The organism is Sulfitobacter sp. AS92 (assembly GCF_038900015.1).
Lineage (GTDB): Bacteria > Pseudomonadota > Alphaproteobacteria > Rhodobacterales > Rhodobacteraceae > Sulfitobacter.
Genome location: NZ_JBBMQL010000001.1, coordinates 63836 through 77504 on the forward strand (window position 1 = coordinate 63836; position 13669 = coordinate 77504).

Consider the following 13669-nt stretch of genomic DNA (forward strand, 5'->3'; position numbering starts at 1 on the left):
CGCCAGAATGCAAACCGACACGACGCCCCCACCACTCGCCGAGGCACTCAACCATGCCCGCGACCTCGCTCAGGCCCAAATTGAAGCAGCTTTGGCCGAGCGCCAAGGCCCGGTGGCCGATGCAATGCGCTATGCCTGCGCGGGCGGCAAAGGGCTGCGTGGCTTTCTGGTAATCGAATCCGCTCGGCTCCACGGTATCGCCCCCGGCATGGCCGCCCCGGCAGCGGGCGCGATCGAGGCGCTGCACGCCTATTCGCTGGTGCATGACGATCTGCCCTGCATGGACGACGACGACCTGCGCCGCGGCCAGCCGACCGTGCACCGCAAATGGGACGAGGCCACCGCCGTGTTGGCGGGAGACGCATTGCAGACTTTGGCTTTCGAACTGATCGGGCATCTGCCTTGCTCCGCCGAAGCGCGGCTGAGCTTGATGACCAGCCTTGCCGGGGCCGCAGGGGTTGGCGGTATGGTCGGCGGCCAAGCGCTCGACATTGCTGCGGAAACCGCGCCCGCGCCGCTGTCGCTGGCGGAAATCACCATGCTTCAAGCCGGCAAAACCGGCGCACTGATCGAATGGTCTGCCATGGCCGGGCCGCGCATGGCCGGGGCAGATGCCACGGCGCTTGGCCAATATGCCAAACACCTTGGTCTCGCCTTTCAAATCGCTGATGATATTCTCGATGTCGAAGGCGATGCGGAAACCGTCGGCAAGGCCGTGGGCAAAGACGATGCAGCGGGTAAGGCGACTTTCGTGTCCCTCCTCGGGCTGGCCGGCGCCAAGACCCGCGCCGCCGAATTGGTGGACATGGCCTGCGACGCCCTATCTGACTATGGACAAGAGGCGCAGAGCTTGCGAGCCGCTGCCGCCTTCGTTATTGCCCGCGACAGCTAGCCGGGCGGCACATGCGCCAATGCGGCACCAGAGAGGCCCCGATGAGTGACACAACCGCCACCCCCCTGCTTGATCAGATCACCCGCCCCGCGGACCTGAAACACCTGTCCGATGCCCAGCTGACCCAAGTCGCCCGTGAATTGCGGACCGAGACGATCTCGGCCGTGTCGGAAACGGGCGGGCATCTGGGCGCGGGCCTTGGCGTGGTGGAACTGACCGTGGCGCTGCATGCGGTCTTTGACACCCCGCGCGACAAGATCATCTGGGACGTCAGCCATCAGTGCTACCCCCACAAAATCCTGACCGAACGCCGCGACCGCATCCGCAGCCTACGGATGAAGGACGGGCTGAGCGGGTTCACCAAACGCAGCGAGTCCCCCTATGACCCGTTTGGTGCGGCGCATAGTTCGACCTCGATCTCAGCGGCCTTGGGTTTCGCCGTGGGCCGTGATCTGGGCGGCGTGATCCCCGAGGGCTTGGGCGATGCGATCGCCGTGATCGGGGATGGCGCGATGAGCGCGGGCATGGCTTATGAGGCGCTCAACAATGCAGGCGATCTTAAAAAACGGCTGATCGTCATCCTGAACGACAACGAGATGTCCATCGCCCCGCCCGTCGGCGCGATGTCGAGCTACCTCAGCCGTCTCTACGCCGAAGCGCCGTTCCAAGATTTCAAAGCCGCCGCCAAAGGCGCGGTGAGCTTGCTGCCTGAACCCTTCCGCGAAGGCGCGAAACGCGCCAAAGACATGCTTAAAGGCATGGCCGTTGGCGGCACGCTGTTCGAGAACCTCGGATTTTCCTACCTCGGGCCAATCAACGGGCATGACATGGACCAGCTTCTGCCCGTCCTGCGCACCGTGCAACAACGCGCGACAGGTCCGATCCTGATCCACATCCAGACGCAAAAGGGCAAGGGCTATGGCCCCGCCGAAGCGGCACGTGACAGGGGACATGCTACGGCGAAGTTCAATGTGGTGACGGGCGAGCAAAAAAAATCGCCCTCCAACGCGCCAAGCTATACCCGCGTGTTTGCCGACAGCCTGCTGGCTGAGGCTGCTGCGGATGACAAGATCTGTGCCGTGACCGCAGCGATGCCCGACGGCACCGGGTTGGACCTTTTCGCCGAACGCTACCCCAGCCGTTGCTTTGACGTGGGCATCGCCGAACAGCACGGCGTGACCTTTTGCGCGGGGCTTGCAGCGGCGGGGATGAAACCCTTCTGCGCCATGTATTCGACATTCTTGCAGCGCGGCTACGACCAAGTCGTTCATGACGTCGCGATCCAGCGCCTGCCGGTGCGTTTCGCCATCGACCGCGCCGGATTGGTCGGCGCTGATGGGCCAACCCACGCAGGCGCATTCGATGTGGCGTTCCTAGCCAACTTGCCCGGTTTCGTGGTGATGGCCGCCGCCGATGAGGCCGAGTTGCGCCACATGGTCGCCACTGCTGCCGCGCATGACGAGGGTCCCATTGCCTTCCGCTATCCGCGTGGTGAGGGGCGAGGCGTTGAGATGCCAGAACGCGGCACGCCGCTGGAAATCGGCAAGGGCCGGATCATCCGAGAGGGCAGCAAGGTCGCGCTTCTGTCTTTCGGCACCCGGCTTGAGGAAGTCGAAAAAGCCGCCGAAGCACTGAACGCCAAAGGTATCACCCCCACCATCGCTGACGCCCGTTTCGCCAAGCCGTTGGACCGGGACATGATCCTGAAACTGGCCGAGGATCACGAAGCGCTGATCACCATAGAAGAGGGTGCTGTCGGCGGCTTTGGCAGCCATGTGGCGCAACTGCTTGCCGATGAGGCGGTCTTTGATAAGGGTCTCAAATTCCGCTCCATGGTGTTGCCTGACATCTTTATTGATCAGGCCAATCCGGCGGATATGTACGCGGTTGCGGGCATGAACGCGGAACAGATCACCGCCAAGGTGCTGGACGTGCTTGGCATTGGGGATCTGGACGCGCAGCGTGCCTAGGCATTGACGGCGGCCAGCAACAGCAGGCCGCCTACGATCAACGTTATCGCCACACAGATATACCCCAACAGCACGAACAGCCCGTCGCGGGTAAAAAGGCCAAAAACCAGCAACGCGACAGTGCCCGCGCCCAAAGACGACATCATCGGTAACACCTCCATGAAGGGCCAGCCGAGCGGGATGATCGTGACCACGACAAGCGTGATGAAACGCATCGGCCCGGTCGTGAGAAACTGCAGCCTTGGCTTGCAGCGCCCATCGACAAAGGCGCAGGGCCGACGCAGGAAACGAACACAGCCGCTTAACCGATGCCCGGCAACCTCACGGCGCAACAGAAACTGCGGCAGCCAAAGCCTGCGCTGTCCGGTGACAGCCTGCACCGCCAGCAAAATGATGATCAGCGCGGCCATCGTCGACACGCCGGGAATGCCTGACAATGGCGAGACCAGCAGCAGTGCTACGATCAAGATCAGCGGCGTGATCGAGCGGTCGCCGATCTCGTGCAATACATCGTTGACCGACACGGCTTCATTCTCTGCTGCGCGATCCATACTATCCAACAGATAGGCCAACGTGTGTTCGTCTTGACGCATGAATGGCCTCGGGTTCAGTCTTCTGACCCCAAGAGAGCGGCCAGACCAGAGCGGTAGTCGGGATAGATCGGTTGCCAGCCCAACGCGGCCTTAGCATGATCGTTCCGCACCTTCTTGCTCTCCGCATAAAAGCTGCGCGCCATGGGGGTCATCTCCGCCTCATCAAAATCAACAGCCGGAGGCAAGGGCAGGTCCAAGAGTTCGGCGGCATGGCCGATCACGTCCTGCGGTGGGGCGGGATCATCATCGCAGAGGTTATAGACCGCGCCGGGTTGCGGTGTGGCCAAAGACAGTTCCAACGCCTGTGCGATGTCCTCCACATGGATGCGCGAAAAGACTTGGCCCTCTTTGATAATCCGCCGCGCCGTGCCTTTGCGCACCTTGGCAAAGGGCCCGCGCCCGGGGCCGTAGATGCCCGCCAAACGGAAGATGTGCAGCGGCAGGTCCGGGATTGCGGCCCATGCCGCCTCGGCCTGAACCCGCGCTGCACCGCGTCGGGTCGAGGGCGCGAGTGGCGTGGTTTCATCCACCCAATCGCCACCGTGATCGCCGTAGACGCCGGTGGTCGACAGATAGCCGACCCACCGCAGATGCGGCGCGGCGGCGGCAACCTCATCCTGCAACTCCAGCAGGACCGGATCACCCTCCGGCCCCGGCCCGGCAGAGACCAATAGGTTGGGCACCTCTCGCAAAAGCGGGGTTAAATCATTCCCGGGCCAGAGCATCGGCTCAACTCCCGTCGCGGCGATTTCGGCCAGTTTGTCGGGGCTGCGCGTGGTGCCAATGATGCGCCAGCCTTGCGGGATCAGCCGCGTGGCCAGCGCGCGGGCGCTATAGCCGTGGCCGATTGAAAGAAGCGTTTTATCCATGCCGCCAAAGTGGCCCGCGCGGGCCTTGATCACAAGCACCAAGCGGTGAATTTAGTCTTTCAGCAGGTCAATCGCCATATAGCCAAACTGCGGCCCGGCCCATTGCCGTGAGCGGCGTATTTTGCCCGTGGCGGTCTCAACCCAATAGTCATTGCTAAAGGTCGTATCGCCATAGGCGCAGTTTTCGCGGAAATGGCGCGCCGATAGGCGGCGGTCCACGATTTGGATCGTCTCAGGCCCCAGATGTGTCACATCGCAAGCAAAGGGGACCGCCTGCGCCGTGCCATCCAGCCGCGCCAGCGTGATCAGCCTTTCGCCCCCGCCGCCCTGCCCGTCGCGCGCCGCGATCACTGTCTGAGCTTGGGCCGAGCGCATGTCACCCCCCAGCCCCTTGGTGCCCACCAAAACGCCTTCGCGGAGGATGACTTGAATTTGATCTGATGACTGCCAGACTTCGACCGTGCCCGGTGTGCCGTCACTTCGCTGAGCAACCCGCTGCAGGAAGTCCTGCAAGCCAGTGCTTTCTGGCACCACTTGCAACACTGCGCCGGGGGTCTTGTCGAGCAATGCGCGCGTCACTGTAACCTTGCCCTTAACCGGCGCCTCTGGCCCTGTCCGGGCCTTGAGAATATTCAACAACGTGCCGCCCCCACTGATCAGCGGGCTGCGCTCTGCTTCGCGTCCGCCGCCTGCACAGGCGGTCAAAGCGAGGCTGGCAATCAAAAGAAGGCCGGCTGCAAGATGCTTCATTCCCAGACCCTCGACCATTGATCTTCCAGTGCGTTACGGTGGCCGCTGCGCACCTGTTCATAAAGACGACCCGGCACTTCAAGTCGCGCCCCGCCGTCGCGCTGAATGGGCCTGATCGTGGTAGACAAGCTGCGCTTGTCCGGCTCACCTAAGAACCAGCCGACGGGAATGGTCAGGTTGATCCCTTTGTCAAAGGAGCCTTCGCCAAATTCTTCTGCCGATACATCTGTAATGGTGAAAAAGCCGCCCACCTTCCAGCCATTGGCAAATTCGCGGGTCAGGGTCACGGTCGCACCGACATCGCCTGCCAGATAACGGCCCACGTCCAGCTGGCCGTGATACCCGCCGCCAAACTCGTAATAGGCTGAGACGTGGCCGGTCGCGACGCTGTAGTCTAGAAAGCCCAGACCGCCGTCATAATCGCGCTGCTGGACGTAGTTCGCTTCGATCCCAAGTGCCAGATTGCTGCTGACAGGCTTCCACAAAAGCTCTGCCGAGACGCCGCCGAACATCCGCTCAAGATAGCCTGCCGAGACCCGCGCATACAGATCGTTGCCCACATCCCATTGTTTGCTGACATAGGCAGTGTCGATGACCGTCTCGCCCTCGCGCGCATAGCGCGGCCCTTCGGTTCGGACCGTTGGCAGCCTCGAATTGCTGGGCGTCGTCTTGTCGCCGACATTGCCGAACAGACGGTGTTGCAAACTGCCGGCAATGGTCCATCCCGGCGCGGGGCGATAGCTGCCCTTAACCTCAACGCCGCCGTCCAAGCGAACCGGCTCGTCGGGATCGAAATAGCTGGGCGACAGATAGGGGCCGATTGACCAGGCAAAATCAGGGTAGAGATCGTTATTTTTCATCGCGCCCGGCAAGCGGGGTGCGGCCTCTCCGATGCCGACGACCGCCAACAGCGCATCTGCCGCCTGCGGATCAAACTCCAAGGCTTCAAGATCTGAGCGGCGTACTGTTACTGCCGATTGCGCCAAGCCTTCTTCGACCAACACGATGCGGAATGTTTCGACCGAAGCAGGCAGCACCCAAGCCAAGGCACGCGCCCCCCGGCCCACAGCGACCGCAGGTGCCTGATAGCGATCATTGCGCAAACGCAGCTCGGCACGCGCTGAATCGAGCTTCAGCGCCACCAATGTCAGGCCACTGGCATCCAGCACCTCTTTGACCTGATCGCGCAAACTGCGCTGTTGGTTGGTGCTGGCAGCCCACTGCGTATCCCAAGCCGCCGAGGACGTGGCGCGGCTGGGGCGCACTTTAAGCGGCGCTACGGGGGTGATTGTGACAGGGGTAAGGGGCTTGCGAGGGTTCAGCTGGTATTGCAGATTCACCCCGAATTCCGACCCATAGAGGTAATAGGCGCCCAAACGCAGCCCGTCAGAATACTGGTACTCCGTGCCGAAGTTGAACTGGGATTTGCGCGTAAAAATTTCGCGCGAGGCATCTTCAGTCTCATAGGCGTCGGAACTGTATTCTGCCTTGACGGTCCAGCGGTCGTTAACTGCCCACTCAACCCCAGCAAAGGGTGCAGCATTTCCGCGGAACCATTGATCAAAAGAGGGTTCCCCCCCCGTATCGCCCGCATCGAACGCCCCACGATTGCCCCCGAAAGGCGTGCCGATGCTGCCGTGACTTCCCAAGCGGCCCCAGCCCAAACCGCCTGTAACCTTGACGCTGCCGGGCAACAGCGTGTTGTCAAATGTCTTGGTCGCGACGACATATTCCCCGGCATAGATTCCGGTGCCTGCAAAGTCCTGCAGCCCCACGGTGATCGCTGGCCAAAAGTCATCTTCTGTTTTCAGCAAGTAGCGCACATCAAAGCTGCGGTCGCGGTAGGTGTCAAAATTGCTAGGAACCACGTCGTTCCAATCACGCAACCCAACATACCGAAAACTTGCCGACAGGCGTGGGGTTGCCTGAAAGGTGATCGTGTTCCGTGTCATCCCAGCAAAGTTTGATACGCCAACCGCAATCTGCCCATCCGGCAGCGCATGTGCGGTGGGCATGTCGATCAAGCCCGGCGAGCCGTAGAAGTTCAACGACGGTCGGTCGGGGGTTTCAAAGATGTGGTAGGTCGGGTCGGCCAACGCAACGCCGGGCAGTGCCACCCCCGCCACCAGTAAAGGTACAACAGGGCCATTGCGCAGCTTACGTGTTCTCGTTTTCGTCCGCTGATCCACGCGCCGTCCCTCACCTGCATTAGTGTTGTGCTGATTTGGCATAGACGTGGACTGCAAATCAATCTCTGTCCTAATGCTCGTTTGCGCATCTTAGAACAGCGGCAATATCGTGACATGTAGCAGCTCGGTCAGGAGGACTTCCTCAGCGCCTCTGGTGTAGCGAAGCCTTCGACCCAGCGATAGACCGCCTGACGAGCAAGACCCTCGTCATTGGCGACAAGAGCCTCGCGCAGATCCCGCAGAACCGACGCAATCTCAAGTTCGTTCAACCCATTTTCTCGGGCTGAGTAAATTTTCGGATGGGCCGTATTGATGAGCACACCGCTCAGCGTCAATTCTTCTGTCATCTTTTCGCCGGGGCGCAGGCCGGTGATCTCAATCTCGATATCGCCATCGGGGTTGTCTTCATCCCGCACGGTGTATCCGGCAGTTTCGATAACCTGCCGCGCCAGCTTGAGGATAGGCACAGGTTTGCCCATGTCCAAAACAAAAACCTCCCCCCCCTGTGCCAACGATCCGGCCTGCAACACCAGACGCACAGCCTCTTCGACAGTCATAAAGTACCGCGCCACGCCACGGTCTGTGACAGTCAATGGTCCCCCACGGCTGACCTGCTCTTGAAACAGTGGTACGACAGACCCGGAAGAGCCCAGCACATTGCCAAAGCGCACCATGGAAAAGATAACACCGCCCTCACCGCCATATTTCCGCGCCATATCCTGAATGACGAGTTCGGCAAGCCGCTTGGACCCACCCATGATATTCGTCGGACGCACGGCCTTGTCGGTAGAGATGAAGATGAAGCGCTCAACTCCCGCGCGGGCGGCCTGTTCGGCCAAGGCCTGCGTGCCTAGCACATTGTTCACCAATCCCGAAAGCGGGTTCGCCTCGACCAGTGGAACATGTTTATAGGCTGCTGCATGGAGAATCACGTTGACCTTATGATGCGACAACACTTTGCGCAGTTGTCGGGTATCCGTTACGGTGCCCAAAACCGATACGATTTCAATATCGCTGCCTTCAGCGAGCTGACGGATTTCCATATCGGCGTTATATAACGCCAGCTCGCTCAGCTCAAAAAGCACCAGCTTGGTCGGGCGGCAAAGCAGCACCTGACGGCAGAGTTCAGACCCGATCGATCCGCCCGCGCCAGAGACGAAAACCACCTTATCAGCATAGCTGGCCACCCCCTCACCGATCCGGGGGGCGATTTCATCCCGGTTCAAGAAGCGGCGCGGTGACACGGGCGAAAGTTTGTCGACCAAGGCCTCTTCGCCGATCAGCTGGGCAAATGAAGGAAGGGTCTGCACTTCAATCCCCAGCTTTTCCAAACGCCGGGCAATCTGCGCCTGTTTCGGGGTGCTTAGCGAGGGCACGGCCAGCAGCACGCGGTCGATCTGCTTTTCGATGACCAGTTCAGCAATGCCCAATGGAGAATAAACCGGAAGTTTTGAAACGTTAAGGCCCTGTAGGGCGATATTGTCATCTACGAAGGCAATCGGCTCAATAAATTCATGACCACGTAGCGCTGAGACCAGCTGCGTGCCCGTGGTGCCCGCGCCGTAGATCAATACCCGACAGCGTGCGTCACCCAAGCGATAAATCTGCAGCACAATGTGCAGCAAGATCACCCGCGAAAGTACCACCAGTGAGAAGAATATCGCCCCGAACATGAAATGCACGCCGATTGGAAAATCAAGCGTCAATAGGGACGCTGTAAGGAGCGAAACGGCAGACAGGATGGTCGCCAATATCGCCGTACTACCGACTGCTGCGGTCTCATAAGCGTTCAACTGCGTGCTACAGACACCCAGCCGGATTGAAACGAATACTCCGGCAATCAGCGTAGCCGGCAAAATCGGAGCATAGCTGACCAAGGTATCGAGGAAATGTTCGGGCAGTCCGCGCACGGCTAAAGCGAAAATCGCTGCCAAAACAATCAGGAGGGAGTCCAGCGTCAGCATGATCACGCGCTTTTGCCGTTTGGTCAGCGACTTGATAATGCTTAGCATGCGCTGTTCCCCTAATTGCGACTATTTCTTCAAGCGCACAACGAACCGAGCGCAGCGTCTATTATCTACCGTCCATGCAGCGCTTGACGCATAGCATCAAGCACGAAAAATACCAGCTGTGTGCAATATACATGCCTACGAATCTACAACTGCTTAATTATGCAGCACATACTGCCATGACTTCTTTAAAAAAACCAATTTTTAACTTTTGTGACTAAAGAAGCGCCGCAATCTTACCGTGGCGTCATCCCCGCTTGAACAAATTTCCAACTGTCTGAAACACCAGATCAAAGTCGTAACAGGCGCTTTGGTTGCGTTGGTAGATCAGATCAAGCTTGGCTTTGCGTGGCACGCAGACAAGGCTATAGACCCGATCCGTCTCCTCCGGTGTTTCGCAGCGCGAAAGAAGCCGCTCTTCATGTTTATGAAAACGGATCGTTGCCAGCCCGGTGACACCGGGTCGGCATTTTAGGACTTCGGCATAGATATCGGGGAAACGTTCCACATATTCGCGCAGCGGTGGACGGGGCCCTACAAAGCTGAGATCGCCGCGCAGGATGTTCCAAATCTGCGGAAACTCATCCAAACGCCGCGCCCGCAACCATGCGCCGGTGGGGGTAATCCGCGCGCTTTTGTTTCCGCCCGACACGCCTTGATCTTCCTCCACCACGGTCATCGTACGCAGCTTCCACAGGTCAAAGCTCTGCTCAGGCGTTTTCATCCGCTCAGCCACATGGAACAAAGGCCGCCCTTCTTTCACCAAGAGCCAAACCAGCAACCCCAACAGGATTGGTGCAACGACGATGAGAAGCAGGCTCGCAAAGAACAGATCGAAGATGCGTTTGCGCCACGTCATAGAAGGGTCTTCATTGTTTGTTCATATCCTGCTGCCATTCACTTACCAGCCCGACGGGCGTTTGATTTTCTGGCGCAAAATCGAAATGGCATTCAAGTGCATTCGTATCAAGCCGCACTTCCGGAATGGCGGCGGCGGATGCCGGTTTGGGCTGCCAATCCAACCCCGCCGCATCAAGCAGCGCCCCCATCTGCACCGCGCCGGGGGCCCCAATGTTTAGAATCGGCGGCAGATCGCCCCCCATACAAAGCTGATGCAACACGCGCGCCAAGGTGACCGGCCCAATATAGCTGCGGATTGGCGTGCGGCCATCTGGGAACTGATCAATCTGCATGTCCGGGTGCCAGCCGCCAAGGATCGCGTCGGCCCCGGCGACATTGCCAATCCGCAGCACGGTTACGGTCGTTTCAGCATGCGCTTCAAGCACCGCCTGCTCCATGGCAAATTTTTGTCGACCGTAGTCTGAGAGCGGTGTGCAGGTCACATCTTCGCTAAGCGAACCTTGGCGCGTGCCATAGACCGCCGCTGATGAGACCGCGAAAAAACGGGGGACAGCAGCAGCCTCCGCCAATTGCAATCCGGCGAGGGCGAGGTCAACGTTATCACGCAGTGCGGCCCCAGTCCCCGCCGCCCGCGCCGGGGTCACCCCCGCCAAACAGATGATTGCCCGCGCCCCTTGGGCGGCAGCAACAGCGGCATCACAGGGCCGCTCCCCAATGGCTGGCAGGTCAAATTGACTAAATTCTGGACGGGGCTGTCGCGATTGGCTGCGCAGCATTTTCGGCACGGGCCAATGACGGCGCAACATACCGCCCAAACGGCCTGTCGCGCCGAGCAGCAGAACCCCATCAAATTCCGAAGCACCATTCGAAATCACACTGCCATTTGATACCATTGACGCCATGGGTTCAGTCATTATCCTGTAGGACTAGATTTTCGGATGGGGGCCAAGGGTACAACATCCTTTGCAACCCGCCAATTTACGCTGCATATAGGCATAAGTACCCCGGTTCACCGGCGAAACACCAGAAAGCGATTGCGCACCTTATGAAGCACCTGAGCAAGCTTTTCCTCTCGGCCCTGATGGCACTATCGCTCGCGGCTTGTAGCAATCTGCCGCGCGGCGCGGCGATCCAAAAAGAGGTCACCGAAGAGGCGGCCGCGCCAGATGCGGATATTGCCGTTTATCCGGTCACCCGTGCTTTCTTGCCGAGCATTGCCCAATGGCCCCGTACCGGCGAGACGCGTCATGGCTGGATTGGTGCCAGCCGAGGTTCAAACGCCCAAGTAATCCGTCCCGGCGACCGGCTGGACGTACTGGTATGGGACAGCGGCGACAACTCGCTGCTAACGTCGCCGGCGCAGCAGGTGGCGACACTGCCAGGGCTTCGCGTCTCTGAAAGTGGGACGATCTTCATGCCTTATATTGGCAAGATTCAGGTGTCCGGCCGAACCCCTGACTCAGCACGTCAACTGCTTCAGCGACGGCTTGAGACGATTGTCCCTTCGGCCCAGGTCCAACTGGCCATGACCGAAGGCCGTGGCAACTCAATTGACCTTGTTGGTGGCGTGAATACCCCCGGCAACATCCTAATGCCGGACAATAACTTTTCGGTCCTCGCGGCAATCTCCGCAGGCGGCGGGGTGCAAAGCAGCATTGAAAATCCACAGGTCAAATTGGTCCGTGGTGCCAATATCTATACCACCTCGATCAACCGGCTTTACGAGAACCCAAGCCTCGACACCCGGCTGATCGGCGGTGACAAGCTTATCATTGAAAAAGATCGCCGCTATTTCTTGTCGTTGGGTGCAGCTGGACGCGAAGCGCAGTTTCCTTTCAACCGAGACGACGTTTCGGCCTTGGATGCGCTGGCGATCATCGGCGGGGTGAACGAGAGCCGCGCCGACCCAGAGGGCATTTTGATCTTGCGCGAATATCCGGCAAGCGCGGTCAGCGCCGGTGTGCGCGGCCCACGCCGCACGCGGGTGGTCTTCACATTGGATCTGACCACCTCTGACGGGCTTTTCTCAGCGCGGAATTTCCATATTCAATCTGGCGACTTGGTACTCGCGACCGAAAGCCCGCTGTCGGACACACGCACCATCCTCGGTCTTGTTGGATCGGTGTTTGGCCTTGTAAACGCGGCTGGAAATCTCGGCAATTGATCCGGGTTAGCTGAGCCGCTTGCTCTCAGGCACCAGCGCATTAATCCGCGCGAGGTGCTCGGGCAGGCAGCGTGTCAGAAAATCGTAGTTTTCGACCACATGCGCTCGGGCCGCGGGGCCAAGATGCGCGTGGTCCTGCGGATTGGCCAGAACCTCAACCACTTGAGCAGCCAGCGCTTCGGGGTCAAAGAAATCCACCAGCAGCCCGGTCTCCCCATGGGTCACCGCTTCGCGGACCGGGGCCACATCCGATGCGACGATCGTTGCCTGCATCGACATGGCTTCGAGCAGGGACCACGAAAGAACAAAGGGCATTGTCAGATAGATGTGGCAGCGGCTGATCTGAACGAGTTTCTGGAAATCGGGGTAAGGCACTTTGCCGACAAAATGCACCCGCTCCCAATCAACTCTATCACCCAATTCCGCCGACATTTCCCCCCGCAGTCCGCCCGGATGGTCGCTTTGCTTGCCGTAGGACACGTCATCGCCGCCGACGATCACCACCCGCGCCTTGGGCCGCTCGGCCAGGATACGCGGCAAGGCGCGCATCATCGTGTGAAAGCCCCGCGTCTTCTCCAAATTGCGCGCCACATAGGTCACGATCTCATCGTCGCGCGTGACGGGATGCGCCAATCGGCCTAACTGCAGGCTGACCTTCGGATTCGGCAACAGTTGATCGGTGCGGATACCGTCGTGGCAGACATAAAGCTTGCGGTGAAAGCTTTCGGGAAAACGGTCGCGCTGCCAATAGGTCGGGCAATGCCCAAGATCGACGGTTTCGATATTCGCCAGCGGCACAAGGTTGCGCGCGTGGTTCAGATAGGGCGCATGGGCCGTGATTTTCTCGGCAGGGTCAAACCCCACCATGCCGCCGGTCATGTTATAGTAATATTCGAAATAGCCGATGATCGGCACATCGGGCCAAAGTTGCTTGAAGAAACTAAGCTCCCCCCAACCAACGTGGCCGATGATAATATCGGGACGAAAGCCTTCTTTCTTTTCGATCTGCTGCGCGGCAGCGACGGCCCCAAATCCACTGCCTGCGGCATCTTCCCAAACACTGGACAGGCCATAAGCTTTGGCGTCGGGCCGGTGATGCGGACGGTAGACGCGGGTTTCGACCCCCGGCAGCTTCGGCGCGTTTTGACGTTGGGTGAGGAAATAGATCTGATGCCCGCCCGCTTTGGCCAACCATTGCACCAATTCCCGGTACTGACCGGGCATGTTCTGATGCACAAAGAGAAAATTCATCCGACAGTCCCGTCATTGCCTTGGCCCACAGTTAGCCGCAAGCGGCGCGCTCTGGCAACATCCTGCGCCTTTTCATGCTGCCCGCCCGCTTGAACCTCCCCCGCCCCTATGGCACCTTTGG

Annotated in this window: 11 protein-coding genes; 3 read left to right on the top strand and 8 right to left on the bottom strand. The window is 59.7% G+C overall.

Translation table 11 applies throughout. The features are described from left to right. The first annotated feature begins 7 nt into the window (after positions 1 to 7). Both WNY61_RS00320 and dxs read left to right on the top strand, forming a co-directional pair. A complete protein-coding gene (locus WNY61_RS00320; protein ID WP_342849462.1) occupies positions 8 to 892 on the top strand; it encodes a polyprenyl synthetase family protein in 885 nt (294 codons plus the stop codon). A gap of 41 nt (positions 893 to 933) precedes the next feature. Further along, positions 934 to 2862: a 1-deoxy-D-xylulose-5-phosphate synthase gene (gene dxs / locus WNY61_RS00325; RefSeq protein ID WP_342849463.1), complete on the top strand. Its 1929-nt coding sequence runs from the start codon at positions 934 to 936 to the stop codon at positions 2860 to 2862. Here the strand turns inward: dxs and WNY61_RS00330 are convergent. From WNY61_RS00330 to WNY61_RS00360, 7 genes are all read right to left on the bottom strand, one after another. Beyond that, positions 2859 to 3455 (bottom strand): exopolysaccharide biosynthesis protein, encoded by a 597-nt coding sequence (locus WNY61_RS00330; protein WP_342849464.1) that lies wholly within the window; start codon positions 3453 to 3455, stop codon positions 2859 to 2861. The two genes, dxs and WNY61_RS00330, sit on opposite strands and share 4 nt — an antisense overlap. Before the next feature lie 14 nt (positions 3456 to 3469). Then, a complete protein-coding gene (locus WNY61_RS00335) occupies positions 3470 to 4324 on the bottom strand; it encodes an SDR family oxidoreductase (RefSeq protein WP_342849465.1) in 855 nt (284 codons plus the stop codon). A gap of 51 nt (positions 4325 to 4375) precedes the next feature. Further along, a complete protein-coding gene (locus WNY61_RS00340; RefSeq protein WP_342849466.1) occupies positions 4376 to 5074 on the bottom strand; it encodes a YjbF family lipoprotein in 699 nt (232 codons plus the stop codon). After that, complete coding sequence (locus WNY61_RS00345; RefSeq protein ID WP_342849467.1) at positions 5071 to 7263, bottom strand: YjbH domain-containing protein; 2193 nt, start codon at positions 7261 to 7263, stop codon at positions 5071 to 5073. The genes WNY61_RS00340 and WNY61_RS00345 overlap by 4 nt, the downstream gene beginning before the upstream one ends. Positions 7264 to 7391: 128 nt before the next feature. Beyond that, positions 7392 to 9275 (bottom strand): nucleoside-diphosphate sugar epimerase/dehydratase, encoded by a 1884-nt coding sequence (locus WNY61_RS00350; RefSeq protein ID WP_342849468.1) that lies wholly within the window; start codon positions 9273 to 9275, stop codon positions 7392 to 7394. A gap of 244 nt (positions 9276 to 9519) precedes the next feature. Next, the gene (locus tag WNY61_RS00355; RefSeq protein ID WP_342849469.1) at positions 9520 to 10131 is read right to left on the bottom strand and encodes a sugar transferase; all 612 of its coding nucleotides are present in this window, start codon (positions 10129 to 10131) and stop codon (positions 9520 to 9522) included. 10 nt (positions 10132 to 10141) lie between these two features. Then, complete coding sequence (locus tag WNY61_RS00360) at positions 10142 to 11035, bottom strand: NAD(P)-dependent oxidoreductase (protein WP_342849470.1); 894 nt, start codon at positions 11033 to 11035, stop codon at positions 10142 to 10144. A gap of 143 nt (positions 11036 to 11178) precedes the next feature. On the opposite strand from WNY61_RS00360, the gene WNY61_RS00365 reads away from it, so the two are divergent. Next, positions 11179 to 12297, top strand: a complete 1119-nt coding sequence (locus tag WNY61_RS00365; RefSeq protein WP_342849471.1) for a polysaccharide biosynthesis/export family protein — start codon at positions 11179 to 11181, stop codon at positions 12295 to 12297. Positions 12298 to 12303: 6 nt separating this feature from the next. Here the strand turns inward: WNY61_RS00365 and WNY61_RS00370 are convergent, their stop codons facing one another. Then, positions 12304 to 13548: a glycosyltransferase family 4 protein gene (locus WNY61_RS00370; RefSeq protein ID WP_342849472.1), complete on the bottom strand. Its 1245-nt coding sequence runs from the start codon at positions 13546 to 13548 to the stop codon at positions 12304 to 12306. Positions 13549 to 13669 lie beyond the last annotated feature (121 nt).